Source organism: Antricoccus suffuscus (assembly GCF_003003235.1).
Lineage (GTDB): Bacteria > Actinomycetota > Actinomycetes > Mycobacteriales > Antricoccaceae > Antricoccus > Antricoccus suffuscus.
The window spans coordinates 166,064-193,005 of record NZ_PVUE01000008.1; the positions used below are offsets into that span (position 1 = coordinate 166,064).

The following is a 26,942-nucleotide window of genomic DNA, read 5'->3' on the forward strand; positions in this document are numbered from 1 at the left end:
CACCATCTCTAACCGTGACCATCGCAGAACCAATACGAGGAGACAACGCATGCAGCTTGGGATGATCGGACTCGGACGGATGGGCGCCAACCTGGTGCGCCGCTTGATGCGCGATGGACATGAATGTGTCGTCTACGACCACAACGTCGACGCGATCAAGGCGCTGGCTGATGAAGGAGCGATCGCGAGCGGCTCGATTGCCGACCTGAAGGCCAAGCTCGATGGGCCGCGGGCAGTGTGGGTGATGGTTCCTGCCGGCGATATCACGACCTCGGTAATCGAGGAACTGGCCACGACGCTGGACTCCGACGACATCGTCATCGATGGCGGCAACTCCTACTACCGCGATGATATCCGGCACGCCAAACGACTCTCTGAAAAAGGAATTCACCTCATCGACTGCGGCACCAGTGGCGGGGTGTGGGGCCTGGAGCGCGGCTACTGCTTGATGATCGGCGGCGAGACCGAGCCGGTCGCGAGGGTCGAAGCGATCTTCAAGACCATCGCCCCAGGTTTCGAGTCGGCGGAACGCACTCCCGGGCGCGAAGGTGCGATAGCGCCCTCCGAGATGGGTTACCTGCACTGCGGCCCGAACGGCGCCGGACACTTCGTGAAAATGGTGCACAACGGTATCGAGTACGGCATGATGGCCTCCATCGCCGAGGGACTTAACATCATCCGCAACGCCGACATCGGCACGAGGATTGAAAAAGGCGACGCGGAGACCGCACCGCTGGCCGAGCCGGAGTTCTACCAGTACGACATCGACGTCGCCGAGGTCACCGAGGTCTGGCGCCGCGGCAGCGTCGTCGGCTCGTGGCTGGTGGACCTGACTGCCGAGGCACTGCATGAGTCGCCGGACCTCGCCGATTACAGCGGACGCGTGTCGGACTCCGGCGAAGGTCGCTGGACGTCGATCGCGGCGATCGACGAGGGAGTCCCGGCGCCGGTGCTCAGTGCCGCGCTCTACTCCCGATTCGCCTCGCGCGATCTCAGCAAGTTCGCCGATCAAGCTCTGTCGGCCATGCGCAAGGAGTTCGGTGGCCATGACGAGAAGCCGGCGAGCTAGACGATGATGGCTCCGAAACCGGCTCGCGCGCTGACCGAGTTACCCGCGTGGCGTGAGCTTGAGCAGCACGCACGCGATATGAAAGACGTGACACTGCGCGAGCTGTTCGATGAAGATCCCTTCAGAGTTCGCGATTTTTCGTTCGATGAGCTCGGGCTGTATGCCGACTTCGCCAAGAACAGGGTCACCCGCGACACCATGCGGATGCTGCTCGATCTCGCCGAACAAGCCGGTCTGTCTGAGCGCATCGAGGCGATGTTCGCCGGAGACAAGATCAACGTCTCCGAGGACCGCGCCGTACTCCATGTGGCGCTACGTGCCGATCGCAATGCGACTATCGATGTGGACGGCCATAACGTCGTACCCGACGTGCACGAGGTCCTCGACCGGATGGCGGCGTTCGCGGACAAAGTACGAAGCGGTGAATGGACCGGGCACACCGGCAAACGGATACGCAACGTCATTAACATCGGCATCGGTGGTTCTGACCTGGGACCGCGGATGGCCTACCAGGCGCTGCTTCCCTTCAGCGATCGCGATCTGAGGGTCGAGTTCGTGTCCAATATCGACGGCGCCGAGTTCGTGGAGGCAACCCGCGGGCTCGATCCGGCCGAGACGATCTTCATCGTGTGCTCCAAGAGCTGGCACACGCTCGAGACGCTGACAAACGCGGGCGCAGCCCGGGACTGGGTGCTCGCCGCGTTCAACGGTGACACCGCGGCAGTTGCGCGGCACTTTGTCGCCGTCTCGACAAACGCGGACGGCGTACGCGAGTTCGGGATCGACACCGACAACATGTTCGGTTTCTGGGACTGGGTCGGCGGGCGTTATTCATTCGACTCGGCGGTCGGCCTGTCGCTGATGGTGGCGGTCGGACCGGATAACTTCACGGAGATGCTGGCGGGATTCCGGGCCGTTGATGAGCACGTCCGGAAGACGAAACTAGACCGCAACATCCCCGTGCTCATGGGGCTGTTATCGGTCTGGTACAACAACTTCCTCGGTGCGCAGACCCAGGCGGTACTGCCATACAGTCACTATCTCGCGCACCTTCCGGCGTACTTCCAGCAGTTGGAGATGGAAAGCAACGGGAAGCATGTCACATTGGCCGGCGACCAGGTCGATTATCAGACCGGGCAGATCATCTGGGGCCAGCCGGGGACAAACGGACAGCACGCGTTCTATCAGCTCATCCATCAAGGCACCAAGCTAATCCCGTGCGACTTCATCGGTGTTGCCAAGCCGCTGAGCGACCTGGAACATCAGCACGACCTGTTGATCGCCAATGTGTTCGCGCAAACCGAGGCGCTGGCGTTCGGGCGTTCGGAGAAGGAACTCAGGGACGCCGGCTCACCGGAAGCGCAGATCCCGCACCGGGTCTGCAAAGGTAACCAGCCGACCACGACGCTGATGCTCGACCAGCTGTCACCGCGCAGCCTCGGCACGCTGATCGCCTTGTATGAACACAAAGTGCTCACCGAGGGCGTCATCTGGGGGATTGACTCGTTCGACCAGTGGGGCGTCGAGCTCGGCAAGATCCTCGCCGGGACCATCGCTGACGAGGTCACCGCCGACGGGGCGCCGAGCCTGAAGCACGACGAGTCGACGAGCGAGCTGATCCGACGCTACCGAAAGTCCCGTGGCCGCCCGGTCTAACTTGCTTGGCGGACGGGTCAGACCGTGATGCCGCGAGCGGCGAGCCAGGGAATCGGGTCCACCCGGGTGCCGTACATCCCCCTTCTGCACCTCGAAGTGCAAGTGCGGACCTGTGGAGAAGCCGCGGTTGCCGACCGACGCGATGTTTTGCCCGGCGGTCACCCGCTGCCCCTGAGTCACGAAGATCTGGTTCACGTGGCCGTAGACCGTCACGTCACCGTTGTCGTGCCGGATGTAGACGGCCAGCCCGAACCCACTGGCTTCACCCGCACGCATGACGGTCCCGTTGCCGGCGGCGTAGATCGGCGTGCCGATGGGCGCGGCGAAGTCGATGCCGTAGTGGAACGTGCCCCAGCGTGCCTCGAAAAGGCTCGTCAGCGTGCCGTTGGCCGGCAGTGCCCAGTTGCCGGTCACCGAGCCGGGTGCGCCCGCAGCACCGGTGACACCGGGGTCAGTAGGTGTAATCCCCGCCTCTGCCTGCAGTTCAGCGAGCTTGGCTTGTTGTGCCGCGAGCTGGCTCTGCGCTTCCTGTTCCGCCGTGGCCGCAGCGGCTTCGGCGGTCGCGGTCTGCTGCGTGGCCTCGTCGGCGGCCTGCTTGGCGCTGGCCTTAGCGGTCTGCGCCGCGGTGAGACTGTTCAGCGTCGCGGCCTGATGAATGCTCAGATGATCGAGAGTGACGAGCTGGTCGATCAGGTCTTGCGGGCCGGACGCGTTGAGCAGCGCAAACTTCGACATCGATAGCGGGCCCTGGACGTAAAGGTCGTGTGCCATGTTTTGCGCGTCCAGCAGCGCCTTGCTAAGGGCCGCGACCGAGTCGTTGTACGCCGCCTGGGCAGCCGTGGCCGCGGCCTGCGCGTTCGCGAGCTGTCCTTGAGTCTGTACGTGAGCGTCGGCGGCGGCGAGCATCTGCGCGACCAAGACGTCGATCTTGGTGTTGACGTCCTGGATTTCGTCGAGGTTGGGCGTCTTCGTCGTATTGCTTGAGGCAGTATTGCTCGAGCTAGCACCGGATGACGAGCCGGACTTGGTCGACGTGCTGACCGATGGGTTGGACGTTTCGGTAGGCGTGGGAGACGCCGGATCCGAAGGGTCGGCGCTCGCCGTGCTCGCCGGGAGGACCGCGGTCACAAGAGCGACCAGCGTGCCGGCGAGAGCGGTGTTACGACTGCGATGACGCATGAACGGCGATTCCCAAAATCGGAAACAAGGACCTTAAACGCTAACCGATTTTCGAGCCCGCGGGCCTGGCTGTCCACATGCGATTGGTTACAGCGCCACCGCCGGCGGTCGTTAGGATTATCAGCGAGCGGTATGGTCGAGGTCACTTTCCGTCCCGCACTAACCCGGGGCCTGGAGCGACCATCGGAGTGGGCATGACCCAACAACAGCCAGAAACATTGTCTCGTCACGCCGCACTCGAAATGGTGGCGTCGGCTGAAAAAGCGTTCGCTTACCCATTTGACGTGGAAGGAATCCTCGACGGGTTCACCGACGACGTCGTCATTCGATTTGGTGATCTGCCTGAGATCAGCGGTAAGGCCGACGCTGAGCGATTCCTGCGCACCCGGTTCGCTCGTCAGAAGGACTACAAGCTCCGTAAGACACTGCGCGCACTCGACGGAAATATCGTCGGCAACTACTGGGACGGCACGTGGACCGACACGCAGACGGGCAAGGAAATGCAGTGCATAGGAACGGAGTTCTGGACCGTGCGCGCCGGCAGGATCGCGCTGTGGGAAGCCACGATCAACATTTGGGAGGTCGGCGCCCCGCCGTCCATTCCGCTTACTTAGTACGGCGATGTACGGCGGGGCCGGCCGGATTTAGCGCGGCGCCATCCGGATTGCGCCGTCGAGGCGGATCGTCTCGCCGTTGAGCATCGGGTTTTCCACGATGTGCGCGGCAAGCGCGGCGTACTCCTCAGGGTTGCCCAGCCGGCTGGGGTGCGGCACCTGCTTGCCGAGTGCTTCGAGTACGTCGTCTGGCGCACCGAGCATGAGCGGCGTACGGAACAGTCCCGGCGCAATCGTGCAGACCCGGATCTGCATCGAAGACAGGTCACGGGCAACCGGCAGCGTCATGCCGACGATGCCGCCCTTCGACGCTGAGTACGCCGCCTGCCCGATCTGGCCGTCGAACGCCGCGGCGGAGGCGGTGTTGACGATGACGCCGCGCTCTTCGCCGATTGGATCGTGTTTGAGCATGCGCTCGGCCGCGAGCCGGATCACGTTGAACGTGCCGATCAGGTTGATCTCGACGACCTTCTTGAACGCGTCGAGCGGAAAGGGTCCCTTCTTGCCGACCGTGCGGACCGCGTTGCCGATTCCCGCGCAGTTGATCGTCACCCGGATCTCGCCCATGCCGTCGGCGACGTCCAGCGCGGCGGCTACTTGATCGGCGTCGGTGACGTCGGCGGCGGAGAACTGTACGGCGTCCCCGAGCTCGCCTGCGATCTCGGCGCCCTTCGACGTGGGTAGGTCGATGATGACGGCCTTGCCGCCGCCTTCGACCAGTCGCTTGACGGTGGCCAGGCCGAGGCCCGAGGCGCCGCCAGTGACGACGGCGACGGTGTCTTTGATCTGCATTTGGTGCCTTTCCTGTAGGTGAAATCGCTAGCTGAACATGACGACGCTGCGCCCGGTGGTCTTACCGTCGGCAAGCTCTTGAGTGGCTTCGGCCGCATCAGAGAAGTCGACCCGGCGGCCGACAAGCGGCCGGATCTTGCCTTCGCCGACGAGCCGGACCAGGTCGGCGTACGCCGTGGCCGTCACCGCGCGGTTGCGGTCGGTGTAGAGCCCCGCGTGTAAGCCGAGGATCGAGTAGTTCTTGATCAGCGGGTGGTTGAGGCGTTGCGACTGGATCTCGCCTCCGGCGAAGCCGACCAGCAGGATCCGGCCTTCGAACGCGATGCACTTGGTGGATTCGGCGTACGAATCGCCGCCGACGGGGTCGTAGACGACGTCGGCGCCGTGCCCGCCGGTGAACCTCTTGACCTCGTCGATGACCGAGTCCTTGGTGCGGTCGATGACCAGGTGCGCGCCGAGACCGCGCACGAGCGCGGCCTTCTTCTGTCCACGGGTGACGCCAATGACCGTCGCGCCGGCCGCGATTCCTAGCTGTACGGCCGCATTGCCGACACCACCGGCGGCCGCGTGGACGAGCAGATACTCGCCGGACCGCAGCGCGCATCGCCGGTGCAGTCCGATCCAGCCGGTCTGGAACGCCGATAGCAATGACGCGGCCTCGGCGTCGTCGAGGCCCTCGGGTGCCGTGCGCGCTTGGTATTCGTTGACGATCGCGAGCTCGGCGAGTCCGCCGACCGCCCCGAGCGGCGACCCCAGGATCCGGTCGCCGACGGCGAACTTGACCACGCCCGGCCCAGTGGCGATGACATCGGCACAGATTTCGGTGCCGGGTACGAATGGCAGGTCCGGCTTGACCTGGTATTCGCCTCGGCACATGAGTACGTCGGGAAACCCAAGCGAACACGCGCGTACTCGGACCGCGAGCTGGCCGTCGCCGGGCGTTACCTCCGGGAGGTCGGTGAGCGTCATGACTGCGCCTGGCTCTCCCTGAGCGCCGACTTGCCAGGCGCGCATCAGACGGAGCTTTCTTGCTTGGCCTGATCGCGAAGCGGTCCCTTTAAGATCTTGCCCGAAGCATTGCGCGGCAGAACTTCGACGATGTGCACTCTTGTCGGTTTCTTGTACGACGCGAGGTGAGTCTGGCAGAAGTCGATGATCTCTTCGGCGGTCGGCGGGTCTTGCTCGTCGTTGGCAACGACGAATGCGACCGGGGTCTCCACCCACCTGGGATGGGGAGCCCCAACCAGCGCGACCTCCCGCACCTTCGGGTGATCGGAGATGACGTTCTCAACCTCGGCGGAGTAGATGTTTTCACCACCCGAGATGATCATGTCCTTGAGCCGGTCGACGACGTAGATGAAACCTTCCTCGTCCTCGCGCACGAGGTCACCTGAGTGGAACCAGCCGCCGCGGAATGCGTCCTCGGTTGCCTGCGGGTTGTTCCAGTAGCCGATCATCGTGCCTGGGCCGCGATAGACGATCTCGCCGATCTCGCCGCGCGGTACGTCGTTCATCTCCGCATCGACGATCCGGGCCGAGACGCCGGCGACCGGCTTGCCGACAGATCCGAGCTTGCGAATCGCATCCTCGCCGGACAGCACCGTAGTGACCGGTGACATCTCGGTCTGGCCGAAGGTGCAGATGTTGGGTACGCCCGGGAAGGCCTTGTCCATGGCCCGCAGGATCGCCGGCGTGGCGGGCGAGGCGCCCCATGAGATCGTCTTCAGCGCAAGCTTCCGGTTCTCGATCCCCGGGCGCTCGCAGACCATCTGCCACTGGGTCGGCACGAGAAACACGCCGGTGATCTGTTCGGACTCCAGGACGTCAAGCAGTACGTCGGGGTCGAAGGCGCCGGTCGGCATGATGGCGGTGGTGACGCCGAGCGTGATGCTCGGCAGCAGCCCGCCGACGCCGGCGATGTGAAACAGTGGCGGCGTGATCAGCCGGACACCGGTGGTGTCGACGGTGGTCGAGGCGAGCACTCCGGAGATCGTTTGCATCGTCAGGTTGGTGTAGGTCAGCATCGCGCCCTTGGGGCGACCCGTCGTACCTGAGGTGTAGCAAATGAGCGCGAGTTCGCCATCGGCGGCGGCCCCGTTGCCGGGCAGCGGCTCGTGGTCCGCGATCAGACTCTCGAAGCTGATCGACCCAGGCCCGGCCTGCGCTGGATTGTCGCCGACGACGATGCTCGCGATCTCGCGGCCCGCGTCGGCGCGCACCGATGCTACGAGTGCGGCGAGGTCCTGTTCGACGATGATCGCGGCCGACCCACTGTCGTGTGCGAGAAACGCGACTTCGGATGCCACGAGCCGGAAGTTGATGGGCACCGCGACGGCGCCGAGTCGGTTGACCGCGATAACAGCTTCGACGAACTCGGGGCGGTTGGTGATCAGGATGATCACCCGGTCACCCTTGTTGACTCCGACGTCGGCGAGGCCCGCGGCGAGGCGGCGGACGCGGTCGTCAAGCCCGGCCCAGGTCGTCGTGTTGCCTTTGTACCGTAGGGCGACCCCGTCGGCTTGCATGAACGCGTGACGTGACAGCTGGTCCACCCAGTTGAGCCCGGTGGATGGATGCGAGAACTGTTCTGGCATGAGGACCTTTCCTTTTGGAGACCTGTCCGCACGATATCTGAACAATCGCTCAGCGGGTAGGGCGAGTCCACGGCGAATGCGTAACCGTTAGCGTTTCGAATGCCACGGCGAGCTTGCCATCACAAAGTGATCGCTTGTTCAGTCTGAGCAGTTTGAGCAGTTGGAGCGCGGCTTGGCGAACGGTTCGCCCGCCGATATGAGCAGCCCGCCGATGAGACCGAGGTTCTTGTTGAAGTGGGTGCGCTGGCCGTTGCGTGCGGCAGGGTCCTCTATGCGCCAGTACGGATGGCCGGCGAGCGTGGTCGGCACGAGCGAGCCAATGAGTGCGAGCGACGACAGCCGACGCAACTTGCCGGTCGCGAGCGCGCTGCCGGCGACGACCTGTACGACGGCGTTTGCCCGAACCAGATTCGCGTCACTGACCGTGAGGGACGGCACGGCCTCGCGCAGCTGCTGTAGCGAGGGGCCGGCTAGGGCGATCCGTCCGGCCGGTTTGCGAATTGTGTCGACTCCACCGTGGATGAAAATCCAGGACAGCAGTAGGCGGCCGATACGACGAAAAAGACTCATGGTGCTCCTTGCGGATGTGCTGACACAGGTACTTGCGCACGTCGTCAGGGGATTCGATCAACCCATCGTAAGAGCCCGGTGATGCATGACGCGCGCGGGCGAACATAAGATCAGTGTTGTGGGGTGGAACATGCGCCAAGCTCTAGACCTGAGCCACGATCAAGCGCGCCAGCGACTAGTGGCTCAATACGACGCTATTCCCGCGGGGGAGCCGGTCCGGCTGGCCAAACGCACATCGAATCTGTTCCGGCCTCGTGCCGAGTTATCGAACCCGGGGCTGGACGTGTCCGGTCTCAACTCGGTGCTGTCTGTTGACGTCGAAGCGCGTACCGCCGACGTGCAAGGCATGACTACTTATGAAGACCTCGTGGACGCAACGTTGCCGTACGGGCTGATGCCGTACGTCGTACCTCAGTTGAAGACGATCACGCTCGGCGGCGCCGTGACCGGGCTTGGGATCGAGTCGTCGTCGTTCCGCAACGGGCTGCCACACGAGTCCGTGCGCGAGATGGAGATCCTCACGGGCGACGGCCAGATCGTGATCGCCCGGCCGGACAACGAGTACGCCGATCTCTTCTATTCGTTTCCTAACTCCTATGGCACTTTGGGCTACGCCCTTCGCATCGTGATCGACTTGGAGCCGGTGCAACCGTTCGTCCACCTCCGACATGTCCGGTTCCACGATCTCGACCAGCTCGTGGCGACCATCGACAAGATCACCACGGACCGCACGCACGACGGAGAAGACGTCGATTTCTTAGACGGGACGGTCTTCAGTCCAGAAGAGTGCTACCTGACTCTGGGAGCGTGGAAGAAGACGGCGCCCTATTCCAGCGATTACACCGGATCGCAGGTCTATTACCGCTCTGTGCAGAATCGCGCGCGGGATTACTTGACGGTGCGCGACTATTTGTGGCGGTGGGATACCGACTGGTTCTGGTGTTCGCGTGCCTTCGGTGCCCAAAACCGTTATATACGTCGGTTATGGCCAAAGCGCTGGCTGCGCAGCGACGTCTACTGGAAGATTATCCGGTTTGAGAACAAGCATGGCGTGGCCGCGCGTATCAACCGGATGCGCGGGCTTCCAGATGAGGAGCGGGTTGTCCAGGACGTCGAGATCCCGCTCGCCCGGACGGCCGACTTCCTGCGCTGGTTCCTCAAGGAAATTCCGATCGAGCCGATTTGGCTCTGTCCACTGCAACTGCGAGACACCGAAACCAGCCGCCAAGGGTGGCCACTTTATCCTCTGGCAGCGGAAGAGCGTTACGTCAATGTCGGCTTCTGGTCGACGGTGCCCATCCCACCCGACGGCGCCGACGGCGACGCCAACAAGCAGATTGAATCCAAGGTCGCGGGTCTCGGAGGGCATAAGTCCCTCTATTCCGATGCCTACTACAGCAAGGCCGACTTCTGGTCGGCGTACGGCGGAAACGCCTACGCCGCCATTAAAGAGCGATTTGATCCGGCACGTCGTTTGCCGGACCTCTACGAAAAGGTCGTGAACCGTAAATGAACACACGATTGGAACTTGTCGGCGGCGAACGTCAGCCGCGAGCAAAGATCGGCGAGATCGTCGAGCTTCTCGTCGGCGCCGAGCTACCGGTGCGCTTTTCGGCGTACGACGGGAGTACGACGGGCAAAGAAGAGGCCACGATCTCGCTACGGCTGGAAAATGAGCGTGGGTTGCGCTACATCGCAACTGCACCTGGAGAGCTTGGCCTGGTGCGTGCTTACCTCGCCGGCGACCTCGTACTCGACGGCGTACATCCGGGCGATCCCTATGAGCTGATGAGTATCGTCGCGGACGATCTGAAGTTCCGGATGCCGTCGCCAGACACTGCGCTTCGCGTCGCGCGCGGACTTGGCTTGGGTGTCCTACATCGCCCAGAGCTTCCGCCTGAAGAGGTTTTGCCTCAATGGCAGCGGACGCTCAAGGGAATCAAGCACTCGAAGGTCCGCGATGCCGAAGCGATCCACCATCACTACGACGTCTCCAACAGGTTCTACGAGCTCGTCCTCGGTGACTCGATGACCTATACGTGTGCTTGCTATCCAGACCTGGACGCAAGCCTGGAAACCGCGCAAGACGCGAAGTATGCGCTTGTCGCCGGCAAGCTCGGCCTGAAGCCGGGCGACCGGCTGCTTGACGTCGGCTGTGGCTGGGGCGGCATGGTGCGACACGCTGCCAAACAAGGCGTCAAGGCGCTCGGCGTCACGCTCTCTGCCGAGCAGGCCCAATGGGCGCAGCGGAAGATCGAAGAGGAGGGACTGGGTGACCTCGCCGAGGTGCGCTACATGGACTATCGCGACGTCCAGGAGAGCGATTTCGACGCCGTGAGCTCGATCGGGCTCACCGAACACATCGGAATCGCGCAGTATCCGGCGTACTTCCGGTTCCTGAAGTCGCGGCTACGCACCGGCGGCCGGCTTCTCAACCACTGCATCACTATGCCGAACGACCGCAAACGGGTCGAGCGCAACGGCGTCATCAACCGTTATGTCTTTCCCGACGGTGAGCTCACGAGCGCTGGGCACATCATCAGTGTGATGGAGCGCGTCGGTCTTGAGCCGCGCCACGAAGAGAATCTCCGCGAGCACTACGCGATGACATTGCGCGACTGGAACGCTAATCTAGCGGCGAACTGGGACGAGGCGGTCGCAGAGGCCGGAGAAAACAGGGCTCGTATTTGGGGTCTCTATATGGCGGGTTCTCGACTCGCCTTCGAACGCAACGAGATTCAGCTGCACCAGGTGCTCGCGACAAAGACCGCGGATGCCGGCAAGTCGTCGTTTCCGCTGCGCCCTGATTGGTGATTTAGCCGTTGCGCTAGGTTGGGTATGACCGCGCGGCCGCTCGGGCCGCAGCGCGGCGAGGCCGAACTCTCGCTGCCAACATGCCGATCTCTGGAGCGTGATGGTGCAGGAAGCCAAAATGACAGACCAATATCGAACCGATGGAAAAGCCCGGTTTGACGACATCTACGACATGCCCGACCCGCGTGCCTACTTCGATGCCCTCGGGCCTCTTAATTACGACATACCGCAGCAAGCGATGCCGATCTTCACTCGACTACTGGAGCGACATCGGGCCCGGTTTAGCGCCGGAGCAGGGGTCCTGGACCTTTGCTGCTCATACGGAATTAACGCTGCGCTGATGCGCTCGGATCTGACATTGAACGATTTGACGAGCCACTACACCGATCCGTCGGTGGCGAACTTGTCTCCGGAGGAGATGGCCAGGGCTGACAGGGAGTTCTTTGCGCAGCATCGACGTCCCAACGGCCCCCGCACTATTGGTCTCGACGCGGCGCGCAATGCCGTGAGCTACGCCTGCCAGGCAGGACTTTTGGATTCGGGTCTCGCCGAGGACCTCGAAAACAACGAGCCATCGAGTCAGTTCGCCGAGACTATTGAAGGCGTTGAGCTCATCACGACCACCGGTGGCGTCGGGTACATCACCGATCGCACCTTCGGTCGGATTTTGCAAGCGCTCCCGGAGGACTCGACACCCTGGGTTGCCGCATTTGTACTGCGGATGTACTCGTACGACGAGATCGCGATCAGACTTGCCGAACACGGGTTAGTCACCGAACAGCTTCCAGGCGTCACCTTCCATCAGCGCGAGTTCGCCTCAGACGAGGAGCGAGACTCGACGTTGCGCGCCGTCCGCGCGCGGGGGCTCGACACCGCAGACATCGAGGAGAAAGGCAGCTACTACGCGACTTTGTTCCTGTCGCGTCCGGCCGCTGACGTCGATGCTGAACCGATCGAAAAACTACTCGGAGACATCACCACCGCCCGTTAGCACTAACCTTCATCGCCCCTGGTCGGAACGTCGACTGGGGGCGATTTTTCTTGCTCCTCGGTGGTCTCGGGCCTGAACATTCGATCAATCTGTGATCATTTGCGCGCTTTAGCAAATGTTTCAAAACCGCATCCTTCTGTCATATCAGCAAACAAGGCATTGACGCAGTCGCGTTGTGCCGAATAGTCTTCGCCGCGGACTTGATGACCAATCGTTCAGTGGAGGATCAGCGGTTCGATTCGCAGTGCCAAAACTATTGGAGGATGCAGTGAAACGACGTATTGCCGCAGTTGCCGTTGCTGGTGCATGTATCGCGCTCACGTTGACGGCGTGTGGGGGACGGAATGACAAGGGAGCTTCGGCCAGCGGATGTGACACCGGCATCACCGATTCCGAGATCAATTTGGGCACCAGCGTCCCGATGTCCGGCGCCGGTGCGGCGTACGGCGTGCTCGCCAAGACCGCGCAGGCCTATTTTGACGACCTGAATGCCGATGGCGGGGTCAAGATGGGCGATGGCAAGACCCGCAAGATCAAGTACTTCACCGAAGACGATGCCTATGACCCGGCGCGGACCGTGAGCAACGTGCGCAAGCTTGTCGAGCAGGACAAGGTCTTTGCCATCTATAGCGTGCTTGGCACTTCGCCCAACCTAGCGATTTCGGACTACGTCAATGGCAAGGGCATTCCGACACTATTTTCTCAGACGGGCACCGATGAGTTCCTGAACAACACCAAGGAGAAGCCGTGGATCGTGGGCTATCTTCCTCAGTATCAGTTCGAGGCGCATGTGATGGCCCAGTACGTGCTGGACAACGCACCCAACGGCAAGGTTGGGCTGCTTTATCAGAATGACGGTTTTGGCAAGGGGATGTTGGCGAACTTCGAGAAGGAGTTCAAGGGCACGAGCGTCCAGATCGTCGGTTCGCAGGGTTACGAACAGTCCGGCGGCTCGATCGACTCGCAGATCGTCAACCTACAGAACTCGGGCGCGGATGTGTTCCTCGACTACGCAACGGGGACGTTCATGACTCAGTCGCTCAAGAAGAAGGGTGAGCTTGGCTGGCACCCGCTGACGATCCTGACTTCAGGGTCAAATGACGCGACCACGCTCGTCGGTCCGGCGGGGGCTGAGGCGACTAACGGGGCCGTTTCCTTCAAATGGATGAAGGACGTCTCGGACACGTCGTGGACCGATGACGCCGGAATGAAGAAGTGGATCGCGTTTGCCACTAAGCACTCGGTCGATCCAATGAATGGCATTGCGTCCAGTGGTTACATGACGACACAGGTCTTGCAGAAGGTGCTGGAGAACACGAACGGCTGCAAACGTCAGGACATGCTCGATGCCGTGTACAGCCTCTCGGGAGTAACCCCCGACTTGATCCTGCCGGGCGTAGCGATTGAGACCAAGAAGGGTTATCCGTACATTTTGACCCAGGTGCAGATGTCGAAATTTGACGGTGCGCATTGGAAGCCCGAGGGCAAAATCATCAAGCACGGCGATAAGTAATCACCGATGGCCCACGCGATTAACACGCCATCACCCGCGGTCGAACCGCTGCTTAAGGTCGAGGACCTTAAGCTGCGGTTCGGCGGGGTGATCGCGCTCGACGGACCGTCGTTCGACATCCGACCAGGCGAGGTCTGCGGACTGATCGGTCCCAACGGTGCGGGCAAGACCACGACGTTCAACTGCATCAGCCGGCTGTACCAACCCGACTCGGGGCAGATCACCCTCGATGGAGTCGATCTGCTCTCTGTGCGGACCGACCAGATTTCCGAGTACGGCGTCGCCCGAACTTTCCAGAACCTTGGATTGTTCGGCTCAATGACGGTGATCGAGAACGTGCTCGCCGGCGCATATCACCGCACCAAAGCGGGACTGTGGGCATCCGCGCTCGGCCTGCCCAGCACCCGCAAGGAGGAGCGCCGCGAGATTGGCCGGGCCCGAGAGTTGCTGGCCGACCTCGGTCTGTCCGATGTGGCGGACCAGCTTGCGGCCGGACTGCCCTACGGCACTCTCAAACGGGTTGAGCTAGCTCGTGCCCTGATGGCGGAGCCGCGGCTGCTGATGCTGGATGAGCCGGCCAACGGTCTCATCCACGAAGAGGTCATGGAGCTTGCAACGACTGTGCGGCAGTTGTCCAAGGATCGCGGCTTTGCGGTTCTTCTCGTAGAACACCACATGGCCATGGTGATGGCGGTGTCCGACTCGGTGGTCGTGCTCAACTTCGGCCGGCTGATCGCGGAAGGTACGCCGGACGAGGTCAAGAACAACGCGACAGTCATCCAGGCGTATCTCGGAGGTGCGGCATGAGTCTCCTCGAGGTAGCCGGGCTCACGGCGGGCTACGGTCCGGTGCGAATACTCCACGGCATCGACTTGGATATCCACGAGGGCGACGTCTCGGTCGTGCTCGGCGCTAACGGAGCGGGAAAGACGACGCTGCTGCGGGCATTGTCAGGCATGATCCCGGCCAAGGGCACCGTGATGCTTGCAGGAGAATCACTGATAGGTAAGGCAAGCGAGCAGGTCGCCTCCAGAGGCGTGGCACACGTCCCGCAGGGTCGCGGCACCTTCACCGATATGAGTGTCGAGGACAATCTCAAGGTCGGTGGATACCTGCTCAAAGACAAGAGCATGACGTCCGCGATGGATCGTTGGTTCGAGACTTTTCCTCGCCTGTCCGAGCGACGTAAACAACAGGCGGGCAGCCTCAGCGGCGGGGAACAGCAGATGCTGGCGATCGCGCGCGCACTTATGTCGTCACCGCGTTTGCTGTTGCTGGACGAGCCATCGCTCGGGCTCGCGCCCAATACGACGGCGGATCTGTTTAGCTCACTGTCGCAGATCAACAACGAGACTGATACGACAATCCTGGTCGTCGAACAAAACGCTCATTTGGCCCTGGCGATCGGGGATAACGCGGTCGTCATCGAATCCGGCAAGGTCGTCGTTCGCGGCACCGCAGCGGAGTTGGAGAAAGACGACGGCGTACGTCGTGCGTACCTCGGCTACTAACAACTCGCGTTCTTATCGGCTTCGGGCCGAATTTATAGGAAGGAGCCTGCCATGCAGTTGTTTCTGCAACAACTGATGGATGGCATCGCCACCGGAGCGTTGTATGGCGCGATGGCGCTGAGCATTGTGCTGGTCTATCGCGCCTCTGGCATCGTCAACTTCGCACAGGGCGAGATGGCTATGTTCGCCGCGTTTATCGCGTGGCAGGCGTATGCGTGGGGCGTGCCGTTGTGGCTCGCGATCGTGATCGCGATGATCATCGCCTTCATCGGCGGTGCACTCGCCGAGCGTTTGCTCATTCGGCCGTTCGGCACCGAGAAATCCGGCCACCTCCCGCTCATCATCGTGACCCTCGGGCTGATGCTGATGCTCAACAGCGGCGCAGCGTGGATCTGGGGCTACCTGACCAAGGAGGTACCGCCCGTCTACGGCTCGGGTGGTCTATCGATCGCCGGTGCGTCGATCTCGCGACAGGGCCTCGGCATCATCCTGACCGTGGCCGTCGGTGCTGGCCTGCTGTTCTTCTTGTTTCAGAGGACCAAGCTTGGCCTCACGATGCGTGCGGCGGCGAGCAATCCCGAATCGGCAAGGCTTTCTGGGGTGCCGGTGGGCCGGATGCTCCTATTTGGGTGGGGTCTGGCGGCAGCTGTCGGTGCGCTGGTCGGCGCACTCGTTGCTCCGCAGCTGTTTCTGCAGCCCAACATGATGGCCTCGCTGCTGCTATATGCCTTCGCTGCGGCTACGCTCGGCGGTTTTGATAGCCCAGTCGGCGCATTGGTCGGTGGGCTGGTCGTCGGTGTCTCGGAGAACCTTGCCGGCACCTATATTCCATTCATTGGTAACGAGTTCAAGCAGGCTGTCGCGTTGGTCATCATCATGGCGGTGCTTCTGTTGAAGCCTGAAGGCTTGTTCGGCGCGAAGACGGTGACGCGGGTATGAGTCTCGATACGGATCTCAAGCAAGATGACACGAGTGGCCCGGGAGTCGAAAGTGCCGCTCCGCGGGGAGGGCTAAGGGGCCGTTTCAAGTCGTTGCGCGTCGTACAGGCGCCCCTCGACGCACCGACCTGGCTGCGATGGTCAGTGTTTGCTCTCGTCATAGTCGTCGCGGTAGCGATACCACTGAACTCACCGACGTACGTCAATTTCGACCTCAGCATGGTGATGATCTATGCGATCGTCGGAATGGGACTCAACCTGCTGACCGGGTTTAACGGTCAGATATCCCTGGGGCACAGCGCATTTTTCGCTACTGGCGCATACATAGCGGCTGTCCTCATCAAAGATGGCTGGCAATATTTGCTCGTGCTTCCGGTTGCCCTGGTCGTCTGCTTCATACTTGGTTATCTATTCGGCCTGCCCGCGCTGCGGTTACGCGGCCTTCAGCTGGCTCTTGTCACGTTGGCGCTTGCGATCATCACGCCGGCGTTAATTAAGCGGCTGGATGGCATTACCAAGGGCCAAGAAGGAATCAACATCTTCCTGAAGGACCCGCCGGTCTGGACCGGATTGGCCACCGATCAGTGGGTCTACCTGATCTGCCTTGTTGCGGTGGTCATCGCCTGGATCGTCACGCGCCGGATATCGACGGGTCGGGTGGGCCGCTCATTGATCGCGATCCGCGATAATGAGCTCGTATCGCAGACGCTTGGCGTGCGCAGTTCGCGGACGAAGACCGCGATCTTTGCCCTCAGCGCGGCTTACGCCGGTCTTGCGGGTGTGCTCTACACCTATGTCGTGCAGTTCGTCGGGCCGGACTCTTTTGGTATCGCGCTCGCAATTGCGTTCATCTCGATCGTCGTGGTCGGCGGCCTCGGAACCGTGAGCGGCGCAATCTTCGGTGCGTTCTTCATCCAGTACGTGCCGACTTGGACCGCCAGCATCGGCGACTCGGCGGCTGGCTTTGTCTACGGGTTTGCGTTGGTGCTGTTCATGTTCGTAATGCCGTTTGGCATCGCTGGGCTGGTGCGCGCGGTGCTGCGGCCGCTCGTGCGTCGAATTCCGGGTCGGCGCTCGGATCTGACGCAGTCCGCGAAGACCGGCTAATTACATACAATCGACGTATGTCGCGAAAAATAAGTTGACCTAGATTCGGCATAACCTTGATTTCGCCACTCGGCGACCGATAGATTGCACACAAAGTGCGATATCGGTCGCCGGTTCGGTCAAGGGGAGTCTCGGCATGCTGTTTAGTGATGTATTGCGCCGCAACGCAACACGCACACCGCAAAATAACGCGTTACTGATGGCCGACGGATCTGGCTCTCGGACGTTCAAGGAGCTTTACGAGCGGTCCAACCGTCTTGCCAATGCGCTCAGTGGCCTGGCCGCTCCCGGCGACCGGATCGCGATTCTGTCGGAAAACAATCTCGAGTACGTCGAGGCCTACTACGGCGTTCCTTCGGCAGGTATGGCGCTCACGATGCTCAATTACCGCCTGCATCCCAAGGAATGGGTCTGGATTCTCAATGATTCCGGAGCACGCGTGCTGTTGGTCGAACAGGCCTATTTGGAGGCGATCGCGGACTATCGATCCGAGTTGACGAGTATTGAGCACATCATCGTCATCGGTTCGGGAGCAACCGGCATGCGCACCTACGAGGACCTTGTCGGCGCCGCATCTCCGGTGCTCGATCCGGTCCAGGTCAGCGATGACGACGTCGCCTGGCTGCTATACACGAGCGGCACCACAGGGCACCCTAAGGGTGCGCAGCTCACGCACCGCAACCTCAACACCGCGCTGCTGCAGTCGGTGCTTGAATACGATCCCACTGAGCAAACCAGTTTTCTCAACGCAATGCCGCTGTGTCATGTGTCTGGATATCTCACCCCGATGCATCAGTTCTACGGCGGATCGGTCCTGATGATGGCCGGCTGGGATCCAGAGTCGTGGATGCAGATCGTGCAGGAGCATCGGGTCACTAGTGGTGGTTTCGCCCCCACCATGATGTCGATGTTGCTGGCGCACCCAAAGATCAATGACTACGACCTGACCAGTCTGGAATGGATGGGGTACGGCGCTTCGAAGATTCCGGCCGACGTCCTGCGCCGCACGATCGATCGGTTTGGTCCGATCGTGTACGCCGGCATGGGGATGACCGAGCTCAGCGGCAACATGCTTACCCTCGACAAGGCCGCGCACATTCGGGCGGCTAACGGCGAGGAACACTTGCTCGATGCAGTCGGCAAGCCGATGGCGCTGGTCGACATCCGAGTGGTCCGCCCGGACGGAACCGACTGCGCGTACGGCGAAATCGGCGAGATCGTCGTACAGGGCGATCAGGTGACGGTCGGTTACATCGGCAACCCCGAGGCGACCGAAGAAGCCTTCGCCGGCGGATGGTTCCACACCGGCGATCTCGCGCGAATGGACGAAGAAGGCTTCTTCTACATCGTCGACCGCGCCAAGGACATGATCATTACCGGCGGTGAAAACGTCTACTCGACCGAGGTCGAGAACGCGATCTACGAGCATCCGGCGGTCTCGGAGGCCGCCGTGATCGGAATCCCAGACGAGACGTGGGGAGAGCGCGTCACGGCCGTCGTCGTACGCCGCGAAGGTGCGCGCGTGTCTGTCGACGAGATCGTGGCGCAGTGCAAGGCGCAGCTCGCGGGCTTCAAGCAGCCGCGCGACGTGATGTTTCTCGATGAGCTGCCCAAGACGGTCAGCGGCAAAATCCGCAAGAACGTGCTCCGCGAGCGGTTCGCCAACGACAAGGAGAGTTGATGATGACCTTTAGCGTGCTTGCCACCGGGCTGATGTTTCCGGAAGGCCCGGTCGTGCTGCCAGGCGGAGACGTGCTTGTGGTGGAGATCCACCGCGGCACGCTCACCCGAATCACGCCCGATGGCGGGGTCAGTGTCGTGGCCGAGGTCGGCGGCGGGCCTAACGGTGCCGCGCTCGGGCCGGACGGCCGGATCTATATCGCCAACTGCGGTGGCCTCCAGCGTTTCGAGGTCGGCGGCTATATCTTCGCCGGAGGTATTCCGGAAGACTACGAGGGTGGCAGCATCCAGGCGGTCGACCTGGGCACCGGCGAGGTCGAGACGATCTACAAGACTGCGGGCGACGTACCGCTGCGCGGGCCCAACGACATCGTGTTCGACGCGGCAGGCGGCTTCTATTTCACCGACTATGGCAAGAGTGACGGTGTCACTGGGGATCGCGGCCGGCTCTACTACGCGACGCCCGACGGTGCGTCGATCCGAATGATTGCCGCGGGCATGGAAGGGCCCAACGGGATCGGCCTGTCGCCTGACGGCGCGCGTCTCTATGTCAGCGAGACAATGACTGCCCGCGTCTGGTGGTGGGACGTCACCGGGCCTGGACAGATCACCGGCGGCAAGTCGCTCGGCGGTTCAGGCGGCGGCAACTTCCTTTACAGCCCAAGCGAATTCATCAACTTCGACTCGCTAGGGGTCGAGGCTAGCGGTAACGTTTGCGTCGCCTCGATGGTGCGTCCGGGCATTTCGGTCATCGGCCCAGACGGTGATCTCGTAGAGTTTGTCGATATTGACACTGACGGAGATCCAGGCATCACCAACATCTGCTGGGGCGGCAAGGACATGAAGACTGCATACATCACGGCATCGAGCACCGGAAAGTTGCTCAAGATGGACTGGCCGCGGCCGGGGGCGTTGCTCAACTTCGCGTCGGAGGCGTCGAAGTGACCGCGATCGCCGCGCTCGCGGATAAGTTCTTCGAGGCGATCAAGACCGGCGACCTCGCGGTCCTAGACGAGCTCTACAGTCCGGACGTATCCGTTTGGCACAACTACGACGAAGTCAATCAAAACCGCGAAGAGAGCAAGCGCACGCTGTCATGGCTGAACAGGAAGGCGGGCCCACTGCGGTACGTCGACATCCGCCGTGTAGTGCTCGAGGACGGGTTTGTCCAGCAACACGTAGTCGAGCTGGGCGGGATCGCCGAAGGCCTGCGGATGCCGGCAATGTTGCGTGTCTACTGTGACGGCCGCCAGATCCACCGGATCGAAGAGTATGTGGATCCCGGACCGCTCAACGCGAAGCTGGCGGCACGCTAGGGAGTGGCTACCAACCGAGGCAATACGCAGTCGGCGTACGCCCAGATCCGCCGGGCGATTGTTGAGGGACGCTACAAGCCAGGTCAGCGGCTGATAGAGCAGCGGATCGCCGAGGAGTTCGAGCTGTCCCGCACGCCCGTCCGTGAATCGCTGCGCAGACTCGAAGCCGAAGGACTCGTTGTCAGCATTCCGAACCGCGGCTCGGTTGTGCGGTCGGTGTCGATCGAAGAGATTTCAGACCTGTATGGGCTGCGCGCGCGGCTCGAGGCGTACGCCGCTGAGCTCGCCGCCGAACGGTTTGAAGATGAGCATCTGAGCCGTATGGACGAAGGGATCTCGCGGTTCGGCAAGGCATTGAAGTCCTTGCGAGGCGCCGATCTCGCAGGTCTTCGCGTGCTGAACGAGGCCAATAGCCAGATCCACGGCGCGATCATGGACGCCGCGCGAAATGACCGTCTGGCGCAGCTGCTGGCCCGCACTGTCGATGTTCCGCTGGTATTTCAGGCATTTCGCCAGTTCCAAGGAGGGCAGCGGGCGCGCTCACACCTGTTTCATCAACTGATCCGGGATGCGATCAGTGGGCGTGATGGACCGCGGGCGGCGGCACTCATGACCGAACATGTGCTGCAGGGTCGAGATGTGTTGCTTGCGCACCTCAATGACAATCCTGATGTGGTCGACGACATCTTCGGCGATTACACGCTCGGGGATTCCTGACAGCTCGCCGGTCACGCGATCCCGAGTGCGCCGATCGTCAGCTCGTTGAGGGTGTGCAGAACCTCGTTGTCGTCGATGTCCTCGCCGACCACGAACTGCAGGGTGAGAGTTCGATCGACCATCGAGGCGATCGCGAACGCCGCGATCCAGGGATCGATTTTGGTGCTAACCAAGCCTTGCTCCTGCCAGTGCTCGATTGCAGCGGAGCTTCGCGCGGCGTTGATCCGGCGATGGCCGTTGCGCAGTTCTCGGAAATCCGGATCGATCTGCTCCACTTGCTCGATGATCGCCATCAGCGCTGCGTTACGTTTGTAGTTTTCGTAGTAGATCCGGTTGGAGCGCTCCAGCCGCTCGCGTGGGCTCTTCGCCGGGTCCTGATGCTCGGCGGCCGGGTCTTCGCGAAACATCTCCTCGAATAGCTCGGAAGCGACCTCCATAAAGATCGCTTCCTTAGAAGGAAAGTGCGAGTAGAACGTCCCGTAGGCCACCTTTGCCGCGCGGGCGATCGAGGCGATCCGCGCATTGATGAACCCCTCTGTTTCGAACACCTCGCGCGCGGCCGACACCAACCGCGCGCGTGTCTTCGCACCGCGTTCGGTGACCGGTGGGGTCGGGGTGTTCTTACGTGCCGGACGCCCTCTGGGCATGTACTGGTGCTCCTTTGCTGCGCCGTGGAATCGCGCATTCGCTAGACCTTGCCTCGTCACGGTGTTGCTGTCATAGTAGAGGTACCAAACCTGATATGACTGTCAAGTCATAAATTCGTCCTGGAGGGAACAACAGATGAGTACCGAGGAAAAGGACTTCGCGGTCAATGGCATCAACCATCTCGCTCTGGTGTGCTCTAACATGCAGCGCACTGTCGAGTTCTACTCCGACAAACTGGGATTCCCGCTGATCAAGACGGTGGAGCTCCCGGGTGGGGCGGGGCAGCATTTCTTCTTCGACATCGGCGGCGGCAACCACCTTGCGTTCTTCTGGTTCTCTAAGGCGACTGCTGCGGTACCCGGCGTATCGGCGCCTGTCGGTCTGCCTGGCATCGACGACATCACCAGCGCGATCGGATCGATGAACCACGTCGCGTTCAACATTTCACTGGACAAGTTCGACGAGTACCAGGAGAAGCTCAAGGCGAAGGGCATCAAGACCGGTGTCATCCTCAATCACGACGACAGCCCGTCGACGGTGGCACGCGAGATGCACCCTGGTGTATTCGTGCGGTCGCTGTACTTCATGGATCCCGATGGCATCGTTCTCGAGTTCGCCTGCTACACAAGGGAACTCACTGCTGCCGATGTCCGTCACGCGCCTGCCGGTGAGGCGACCATCTCTGAGACTGTGACGGCGTAACCCCGACGACGTAGGACAGGAGCACACATGCCACGGTTGCGCCAAGTGCCACGGGCCGAAGCAACAAACGAGACCGTCATCTCCATGTACGACAAGCTGTTCGGCCCCGATCGGGACCCGGTTGCCGAGCCTGGGACCGCGACCGGTACGCCGGGGGACTGGTGGACTGTCTACGCACTTGTGCCCGACGTACTCAAGCACGCGGCACGCGGCTTCGCGCTGTACGGAAGTCCCGACCGACTGCTGAGCCCGGTGCTTCGCGAACTCGCCCAAACTCGTGCGGGATGGGTCGTCGGCAGTCAGTTTGTCTTCTCGCAACACGTGAAGTCATGCCGCAAGGCCGGTATCTCGCAGGAGCAGATCGACGCGATCCCTAGCTGGGGCATCGCTGACTGCTTCAGCCCGGTCGAGCGCGCCGTACTCGCGTACGCCGACGCGTTAGCGATCCAGGGCGGCCGCGTGGCGGATAGCTTGTTTGCCGCGCTCAAGTCTCATCTGAGCGATGAGGAGATCCTGGAGCTCACCTACATCACGACTCTCTACATCGCGCATGCGATCACGACTCGTGCGTTGCGGCTTGAGTTCGATGATCGTGACGACCCGATTGTCGAGGTGCCGGCACCTGAGGGCGACGGCGCATTTGACGTAGGTGGCTCGATCGCGCTCACCGAAGGTAACCGCTCCTAGCGCTCGATCCCGGACCATCGGACGTTTCGACGATCCGCGACTTTGTCCCGCACCATCCGTGAATTCGTGACGGATGGTGCGGGATTTTGTGACGGATGGGCAGGGACTATGTGACGAATCGTGGGGTGCAAGGATGGAGGTCCTACCTGAGGAGTCCCGTTGACCGCAGCCAGTACGCCGACAACGAACCGTCAAATCTTGCTTTCGCAGATGCCGACCGGCACGCTGACCGAGGACTGCTTTTCGCAGGCGACCGTCGACGTAGTCGCGCCGGGGCCGGGAGAGGTGCTCTGCCGCACCATCTACCTCTCGATCGATCCGGCCGCCCGGGCGTGGATGCAAGCCGCAACCTACCGCTCGCAGCTCGATGCCGGCCAAGTGATGTCAGGGTTCACGGTTGCCGAAGTCGTGGCCGGCGACCTACCGACAGGGACGATCGTCGGCGGGGACGGCGGCTGGCAGCAATACTTCACGCGCGCGACCTCTGAGGTGCAGGTGCTGGACATACGCGCGGCGCTGTCCCACTATGCAGGCCCGCTCGGTATCAACGGTCTTACGGCGTACTTCGGACTGCTCGACATCGGGAAGCCGGTCGCTGGAGAGACCGTCGTCGTGTCGGCGGCGGCAGGTGCGACCGGAAACATTGTTGGACAAATCGCGAAGCACGTCGGTGCGCGGGTCATCGGGATCACCGGCTCCGACGACAAGAACGACTTATTGCGCGAGCGACTCGGGTTCGACGCGACCGTGAACCATCGCAGCGAAACATTCCGGGCTGATCTGAAAGCCGCATGTCCGGACGGGATTGATGTGTACTTCGACAATGTCGGTGGCCCGGTACTCGAGGCCGTCTTGTCGCGGGCGAACCTCCATGCACGAATCGCGTGCTGCGGCGTCGTATCGCAGTACGACACCACCTCACCGGCCGGCGGCCCACGCGGCGTACCCGGCCATCTGGTGACCAAGCGAATCAGGATGGAGGGTTTTTTGGTCCACGACTATGAGGACCAAAAGGCCGATGCGCTCGACAAGCTGCATGAGTGGGTCACGTCGGGTGAGCTCGTCGTACTCGAGGAGATTATCGACGGGCTCGATAGCGCGCCGGCCGCGCTGATCGGGCAGCTCGCGGGCTCGAACGTCGGCAAGCTGATGGTGCGTGTTGGGGCGGACCCTGCTTAGCAATGCCTGAGCAGGAGGTCGCCGTCGCGGTGATCGGCGCTGGCCAGTCGGGTCTTTCGGCGGCGTACTTCCTCGCCAAGCGTGGGATGAGGCCATGGACCGACTTCGTCGTCCTCGACCACGGCACCGGTCCGGGCGGCGCGTGGCGGGAGCGCTGGCCGTCGTTGACCCTGTCCACGGTCAACGGAGTCCACGACTTGCCCGGAATGTCGATGGCGGAAGTGGTCCCGGTGGATTCGCGCGAAGTTAAGGCATCCGAGGCGATGACGGCGTACTTCAGCGAATACGAGCGACGATTCGCCCTGCCGGTGAAGCGACCCGTGACGGTGCGGCGGGTGTCGTACGCCGGCGAGGGCGGAGAACGTCGTTTCCAGATCGCTACTGACGGTCCGACATTCCTAGCGCGGGGCGTTATCAACGCGACCGGTACCTGGGAGCGGCCGTTCATCCCGCACTACCCGGGCATCGAGAAGTTTCGCGGCCGGCAACTCCACACGAAGGACTATCGGTCGGCGTGCGAACTCGCCGGCCAGCACGTGTTGGTCGTCGGGGGCGGAATCTCCGCCGTACAGCTGCTCGACGAGATTTCCCAGGTGACTACGACAACGTGGGTGACCCGGCGCGAAGTGATCTTCACCGATGAGCCGTTCTCGCCCGAACGGGGCCGGCAAGCGGTCGCCCGAGTCGATGACCGAGTACGACGCGGGCTCCCGCCGACATCCGTCGTGTCCGTGACGGGCCTTGCCTGGACTCCGGCGCTATGCGCCGCCCAGACCCGCGGTGCGCTGGACCGGTTGCCGATGTTCTCGGAGATTACCGACGATGGCGTGCGCTGGGCAGACGGATCGGTTCAGCGAGTCGACGTAATCCTCTGGTGTACCGGTTTTCGTAGCGCGCTCGATCAGCTGGCGCCGCTACATCTGCGCGGAGAAGGTGGCGGCATCGTGATGGACGGTCGGCTCGCCACGCGGGTGGCCGGCGAACACCGACTGCACCTAGTCGGCTATGGTCCCTCGGCCAGCACGATCGGCGCTAATCGCGGTGCCCGGGCGGCTGTCACCGAGCTTCTTCGCGAACTACCAGCGACTACCACGGCTACTTGAAGAGAGACAGTTGCGCCGCGTGGCGTGGGTGTATCCGTAGATTGGTCGGCGCCCGCGTCATTCGCGTCTGTTGCTGAGGGTGATGCGGTGATGCAGCACGGGGACGCGGTCGGGGTCGATCCACGGGGTGGGCGCCAGTGCGGGAGGCCGCCGATCATGACTGATTCCCAGCCGCGGTCCTCGTATTCGCGGTGGTGATACCCACACGCGAGGGCCAGGTTATCGAGGTCGGTCGGGCCGCCGTCTCGCCATGGGGTGACGTGATGGATTTGGCACCATTCTGGTGGTACGTCGCAGCCGGGGAACGAACATCCACCGTCCCGAGCGACGAGGGCGGCGTACTGCCGGTCGGAGGCGAGCCGGACGGCGTGGCCGAGGTGCAGGATGACGCCGTTGCTGTCCAGGACGGCGGGCAGGAACCGCAGGTGCGCGGCTTCGGCGAGTAGGTCCCGCACCGGTATCGGCACGCCGTGGGTGCTGGTGGCGTAGCCGCAGCCGGTCTTGAGGTCGTCGAGGCGGATGGTGGTGATGACGGTGCCGCGGATCCCGCCGCGGCCACTCGGCGCACCACCACCGTTGCGGCTGCCGTTGCCACCGCCGCTGCCGTCACCGCCGTTGCCACCACCGCTGCTGCCGTTGCTTCCGCCGTTGCCGCCGTTGCCGGTGCTGGTGGTGTCGAGGAGCCGGTTCACCGCCGCGAGTAACGCGTCGTGCATCCGTTGCCCGCCGGTACGCGCGTCCCGCCCGGACGCGTCGGCGGGTCGGGGCGCGGCGAGCGGGTCGAGGACGGCGCGTAGTTTCGCGAGCAGTTCGGCGGTGACCTGACCGCTCACGGCGCCACTGTCGTGAAAATGCACGGCGCGTTGCCGGGCGCGTTGCTCGTCGCGGGGTTCGTCACCGTCGGGGTCCAACCGGTCGATGATCTCGGCCGCGAGCCGCGCGAGATCTTTCGGACCGAGGGTGGTGGCGTGACTGGTCAGGATGGTTTCGGCCTCGCCGCGGTCCGCGTCGGAGACGTCGGGCCGGTGGGCCAGGTGGTTGAGGCAGGTAGTGATCACGCGGGCTTGGGCCGGGGTGAGGCGCCCGGCGCGTTGCCGCGCCGCGAGGTATTCCCACAGTGGTGGCTGCGGCTGGCCGGTGAACGTGACCCGCGCGCCGAGGCTGGCGGCGGCCTCGACCCGGTGCCGCGCGTCGGTAGGCGTCAGGTGCAGCGCGTCGGCGAGCAGGATCGCGATGGTCCGTTTCGACGCTACCTGCGCGGCGCGAGTGTCTTCTAGCGCGCCGATGACCGCGTGGTCCACCGCGGCCAACGCGTTACGGGCCTGTTCAAGGTCAGTGGCGAACTGCATCAACCCGGCCGGCCCGAGCCCGGACAAGCTGGCCCGGTCGGCGGTATCGATCAACTCCCGCGCGGCCTCAGTGAACGCGTGCTGGACGGTGGCGAGGCGGTCGGGTGCGGGGAGGTAGGCCACGCTCACGACTACTCACCTCACTCCATCTATCAGTCACTTCATTCACTAGCACGTACGTTCGATTATAAGCGATCACCGTGACGCTTGTCT

General features: G+C 62.6%; 25 protein-coding genes and 1 pseudogene. 19 read left to right on the forward strand and 7 right to left on the reverse strand.

Features of this window, described 5'->3' with window-relative positions:
- The first annotated feature begins 49 nt into the window (after nucleotides 1-49).
- Together gnd and pgi are read left to right on the forward strand one after the other, a co-directional pair.
- Nucleotides 50-1,069 carry a phosphogluconate dehydrogenase (NAD(+)-dependent, decarboxylating) gene (gene gnd / locus CLV47_RS11400; RefSeq protein WP_106349162.1) on the forward strand — a complete coding sequence of 340 codons (1,020 nt, stop codon included), beginning with the start codon at nucleotides 50-52 and terminating at the stop codon, nucleotides 1,067-1,069.
- Between the two features lie 3 nt (nucleotides 1,070-1,072).
- The gene (gene pgi, locus CLV47_RS11405; protein ID WP_106349163.1) at nucleotides 1,073-2,725 is read left to right on the forward strand and encodes a glucose-6-phosphate isomerase; all 1,653 of its coding nucleotides are present in this window, start codon (nucleotides 1,073-1,075) and stop codon (nucleotides 2,723-2,725) included.
- A 135-nt stretch (nucleotides 2,726-2,860) separates the two neighbouring features.
- On the opposite strand, the pseudogene CLV47_RS22655 reads toward pgi, so the two are convergent.
- Nucleotides 2,861-3,904 (reverse strand): annotated as a pseudogene (locus CLV47_RS22655) (M23 family metallopeptidase); the annotation flags it as partial.
- Nucleotides 3,905-4,098: 194 nt separating this feature from the next.
- Here CLV47_RS22655 and CLV47_RS11415 point away from each other — a divergent pair.
- Nucleotides 4,099-4,518: a nuclear transport factor 2 family protein gene (locus tag CLV47_RS11415; protein WP_170111043.1), complete on the forward strand. Its 420-nt coding sequence runs from the start codon at nucleotides 4,099-4,101 to the stop codon at nucleotides 4,516-4,518.
- A gap of 30 nt (nucleotides 4,519-4,548) precedes the next feature.
- Here the strand turns inward: CLV47_RS11415 and CLV47_RS11420 are convergent, their stop codons facing one another.
- The 4 genes from CLV47_RS11420 to CLV47_RS11435 all read right to left on the reverse strand — a co-directional run bounded on the left by CLV47_RS11420 (nucleotide 4,549) and on the right by CLV47_RS11435 (nucleotide 8,474).
- Complete coding sequence (locus CLV47_RS11420) at nucleotides 4,549-5,310, reverse strand: 3-hydroxyacyl-CoA dehydrogenase (RefSeq protein WP_106349165.1); 762 nt, start codon at nucleotides 5,308-5,310, stop codon at nucleotides 4,549-4,551.
- Nucleotides 5,311-5,337: 27 nt separating this feature from the next.
- Complete coding sequence (locus CLV47_RS11425) at nucleotides 5,338-6,324, reverse strand: NADPH:quinone oxidoreductase family protein (protein WP_106349166.1); 987 nt, start codon at nucleotides 6,322-6,324, stop codon at nucleotides 5,338-5,340.
- On the reverse strand, nucleotides 6,324-7,904 hold the full coding sequence (locus CLV47_RS11430; protein ID WP_106349167.1) for a long-chain-fatty-acid--CoA ligase: 1,581 nt from the start codon (nucleotides 7,902-7,904) through the stop codon (nucleotides 6,324-6,326). Before CLV47_RS11430 ends, CLV47_RS11425 begins: the two co-directional genes overlap by 1 nt.
- Nucleotides 7,905-8,042: 138 nt before the next feature.
- Complete coding sequence (locus CLV47_RS11435; protein WP_106349168.1) at nucleotides 8,043-8,474, reverse strand: DoxX family protein; 432 nt, start codon at nucleotides 8,472-8,474, stop codon at nucleotides 8,043-8,045.
- A 130-nt stretch (nucleotides 8,475-8,604) separates the two neighbouring features.
- Between CLV47_RS11435 and CLV47_RS11440 the strand changes: the two genes are divergently transcribed.
- The 12 genes from CLV47_RS11440 (at nucleotide 8,605) to CLV47_RS11495 (ending at nucleotide 21,061) form a co-directional block, all read left to right on the forward strand.
- Nucleotides 8,605-9,987 (forward strand): FAD-binding oxidoreductase, encoded by a 1,383-nt coding sequence (locus CLV47_RS11440; RefSeq protein WP_106349215.1) that lies wholly within the window; start codon nucleotides 8,605-8,607, stop codon nucleotides 9,985-9,987.
- A complete protein-coding gene (locus CLV47_RS11445; RefSeq protein WP_106349169.1) occupies nucleotides 9,984-11,288 on the forward strand; it encodes a class I SAM-dependent methyltransferase in 1,305 nt (434 codons plus the stop codon). The genes CLV47_RS11440 and CLV47_RS11445 overlap by 4 nt, the downstream gene beginning before the upstream one ends.
- Before the next feature lie 118 nt (nucleotides 11,289-11,406).
- Nucleotides 11,407-12,279: a hypothetical protein gene (locus CLV47_RS11450; protein WP_202862522.1), complete on the forward strand. Its 873-nt coding sequence runs from the start codon at nucleotides 11,407-11,409 to the stop codon at nucleotides 12,277-12,279.
- Between the two features lie 268 nt (nucleotides 12,280-12,547).
- Nucleotides 12,548-13,792, forward strand: a complete 1,245-nt coding sequence (locus tag CLV47_RS11455) for an ABC transporter substrate-binding protein (RefSeq protein ID WP_106349171.1) — start codon at nucleotides 12,548-12,550, stop codon at nucleotides 13,790-13,792.
- 6 nt (nucleotides 13,793-13,798) lie between these two features.
- Nucleotides 13,799-14,599: an ABC transporter ATP-binding protein gene (locus tag CLV47_RS11460; protein ID WP_106349172.1), complete on the forward strand. Its 801-nt coding sequence runs from the start codon at nucleotides 13,799-13,801 to the stop codon at nucleotides 14,597-14,599.
- A complete protein-coding gene (locus CLV47_RS11465) occupies nucleotides 14,596-15,303 on the forward strand; it encodes an ABC transporter ATP-binding protein (protein WP_106349173.1) in 708 nt (235 codons plus the stop codon). Before CLV47_RS11460 ends, CLV47_RS11465 begins: the two co-directional genes overlap by 4 nt.
- Nucleotides 15,304-15,354: 51 nt before the next feature.
- Nucleotides 15,355-16,242: a branched-chain amino acid ABC transporter permease gene (locus CLV47_RS11470; RefSeq protein WP_106349174.1), complete on the forward strand. Its 888-nt coding sequence runs from the start codon at nucleotides 15,355-15,357 to the stop codon at nucleotides 16,240-16,242.
- On the forward strand, nucleotides 16,239-17,348 hold the full coding sequence (locus tag CLV47_RS11475; RefSeq protein ID WP_106349175.1) for a branched-chain amino acid ABC transporter permease: 1,110 nt from the start codon (nucleotides 16,239-16,241) through the stop codon (nucleotides 17,346-17,348). The genes CLV47_RS11470 and CLV47_RS11475 overlap by 4 nt, the downstream gene beginning before the upstream one ends.
- 136 nt (nucleotides 17,349-17,484) lie before the next feature.
- Complete coding sequence (locus CLV47_RS11480) at nucleotides 17,485-19,029, forward strand: class I adenylate-forming enzyme family protein (RefSeq protein WP_106349176.1); 1,545 nt, start codon at nucleotides 17,485-17,487, stop codon at nucleotides 19,027-19,029.
- Nucleotides 19,029-19,973, forward strand: coding sequence for an SMP-30/gluconolactonase/LRE family protein (locus CLV47_RS11485; protein WP_202862523.1), 945 nt, complete (start codon nucleotides 19,029-19,031; stop codon nucleotides 19,971-19,973). Before CLV47_RS11480 ends, CLV47_RS11485 begins: the two co-directional genes overlap by 1 nt.
- Nucleotides 19,970-20,344: a nuclear transport factor 2 family protein gene (locus CLV47_RS11490; RefSeq protein ID WP_106349177.1), complete on the forward strand. Its 375-nt coding sequence runs from the start codon at nucleotides 19,970-19,972 to the stop codon at nucleotides 20,342-20,344. Before CLV47_RS11485 ends, CLV47_RS11490 begins: the two co-directional genes overlap by 4 nt.
- Nucleotides 20,345-20,347: 3 nt before the next feature.
- Nucleotides 20,348-21,061, forward strand: coding sequence for a GntR family transcriptional regulator (locus tag CLV47_RS11495; protein WP_106349178.1), 714 nt, complete (start codon nucleotides 20,348-20,350; stop codon nucleotides 21,059-21,061).
- An 11-nt stretch (nucleotides 21,062-21,072) separates the two neighbouring features.
- Here the strand turns inward: CLV47_RS11495 and CLV47_RS11500 are convergent, their stop codons facing one another.
- Nucleotides 21,073-21,708, reverse strand: a complete 636-nt coding sequence (locus tag CLV47_RS11500; RefSeq protein ID WP_106349179.1) for a TetR/AcrR family transcriptional regulator — start codon at nucleotides 21,706-21,708, stop codon at nucleotides 21,073-21,075.
- A 136-nt stretch (nucleotides 21,709-21,844) separates the two neighbouring features.
- On the opposite strand from CLV47_RS11500, the gene CLV47_RS11505 reads away from it, so the two are divergent.
- The 4 genes from CLV47_RS11505 (at nucleotide 21,845) to CLV47_RS11520 (ending at nucleotide 25,380) form a co-directional block, all read left to right on the forward strand.
- Nucleotides 21,845-22,411 (forward strand): VOC family protein, encoded by a 567-nt coding sequence (locus CLV47_RS11505; RefSeq protein WP_106349180.1) that lies wholly within the window; start codon nucleotides 21,845-21,847, stop codon nucleotides 22,409-22,411.
- Nucleotides 22,412-22,438: 27 nt separating this feature from the next.
- Nucleotides 22,439-23,098, forward strand: a complete 660-nt coding sequence (locus tag CLV47_RS11510; protein WP_106349181.1) for a carboxymuconolactone decarboxylase family protein — start codon at nucleotides 22,439-22,441, stop codon at nucleotides 23,096-23,098.
- 159 nt (nucleotides 23,099-23,257) lie between these two features.
- Complete coding sequence (locus CLV47_RS11515; protein WP_202862524.1) at nucleotides 23,258-24,277, forward strand: NADP-dependent oxidoreductase; 1,020 nt, start codon at nucleotides 23,258-23,260, stop codon at nucleotides 24,275-24,277.
- 2 nt (nucleotides 24,278-24,279) lie between these two features.
- Nucleotides 24,280-25,380 carry an NAD(P)-binding domain-containing protein gene (locus tag CLV47_RS11520; RefSeq protein ID WP_106349183.1) on the forward strand — a complete coding sequence of 367 codons (1,101 nt, stop codon included), beginning with the start codon at nucleotides 24,280-24,282 and terminating at the stop codon, nucleotides 25,378-25,380.
- Here CLV47_RS11520 and CLV47_RS11525 read toward each other — a convergent pair.
- Nucleotides 25,281-26,858: an HNH endonuclease signature motif containing protein gene (locus CLV47_RS11525; protein ID WP_146135368.1), complete on the reverse strand. Its 1,578-nt coding sequence runs from the start codon at nucleotides 26,856-26,858 to the stop codon at nucleotides 25,281-25,283. The genes CLV47_RS11520 and CLV47_RS11525 overlap by 100 nt on opposite strands.
- Between the last annotated feature and the right edge of the window lie 84 nt (nucleotides 26,859-26,942).

Coding starts and splice junctions, on each gene's coding strand:
- gnd (WP_106349162.1), top strand. CDS start 50: ATGCAGCTTGGGATGATCGGACTCGGACGGATGGGCGCCAACCTGGTG.
- CLV47_RS11510 (WP_106349181.1), top strand. CDS start 22,439: ATGCCACGGTTGCGCCAAGTGCCACGGGCCGAAGCAACAAACGAGACC.
- CLV47_RS11420 (WP_106349165.1), bottom strand. CDS start 5,310: ATGCAGATCAAAGACACCGTCGCCGTCGTCACTGGCGGCGCCTCGGGC.
- CLV47_RS11485 (WP_202862523.1), top strand. CDS start 19,029: ATGATGACCTTTAGCGTGCTTGCCACCGGGCTGATGTTTCCGGAAGGC.
- CLV47_RS11480 (WP_106349176.1), top strand. CDS start 17,485: ATGCTGTTTAGTGATGTATTGCGCCGCAACGCAACACGCACACCGCAA.
- CLV47_RS11500 (WP_106349179.1), bottom strand. CDS start 21,708: ATGCCCAGAGGGCGTCCGGCACGTAAGAACACCCCGACCCCACCGGTC.
- CLV47_RS11460 (WP_106349172.1), top strand. CDS start 13,799: ATGGCCCACGCGATTAACACGCCATCACCCGCGGTCGAACCGCTGCTT.
- pgi (WP_106349163.1), top strand. CDS start 1,073: ATGATGGCTCCGAAACCGGCTCGCGCGCTGACCGAGTTACCCGCGTGG.
- CLV47_RS11465 (WP_106349173.1), top strand. CDS start 14,596: ATGAGTCTCCTCGAGGTAGCCGGGCTCACGGCGGGCTACGGTCCGGTG.
- CLV47_RS11470 (WP_106349174.1), top strand. CDS start 15,355: ATGCAGTTGTTTCTGCAACAACTGATGGATGGCATCGCCACCGGAGCG.
- CLV47_RS11440 (WP_106349215.1), top strand. CDS start 8,605: ATGCGCCAAGCTCTAGACCTGAGCCACGATCAAGCGCGCCAGCGACTA.
- CLV47_RS11435 (WP_106349168.1), bottom strand. CDS start 8,474: ATGAGTCTTTTTCGTCGTATCGGCCGCCTACTGCTGTCCTGGATTTTC.
- CLV47_RS11505 (WP_106349180.1), top strand. CDS start 21,845: ATGAGTACCGAGGAAAAGGACTTCGCGGTCAATGGCATCAACCATCTC.
- CLV47_RS11520 (WP_106349183.1), top strand. CDS start 24,280: ATGCCTGAGCAGGAGGTCGCCGTCGCGGTGATCGGCGCTGGCCAGTCG.
- CLV47_RS11475 (WP_106349175.1), top strand. CDS start 16,239: ATGAGTCTCGATACGGATCTCAAGCAAGATGACACGAGTGGCCCGGGA.
- CLV47_RS11430 (WP_106349167.1), bottom strand. CDS start 7,904: ATGCCAGAACAGTTCTCGCATCCATCCACCGGGCTCAACTGGGTGGAC.
- CLV47_RS11415 (WP_170111043.1), top strand. CDS start 4,099: ATGACCCAACAACAGCCAGAAACATTGTCTCGTCACGCCGCACTCGAA.
- CLV47_RS11445 (WP_106349169.1), top strand. CDS start 9,984: ATGAACACACGATTGGAACTTGTCGGCGGCGAACGTCAGCCGCGAGCA.
- CLV47_RS11425 (WP_106349166.1), bottom strand. CDS start 6,324: ATGCGCGCCTGGCAAGTCGGCGCTCAGGGAGAGCCAGGCGCAGTCATG.
- CLV47_RS11450 (WP_202862522.1), top strand. CDS start 11,407: ATGACAGACCAATATCGAACCGATGGAAAAGCCCGGTTTGACGACATC.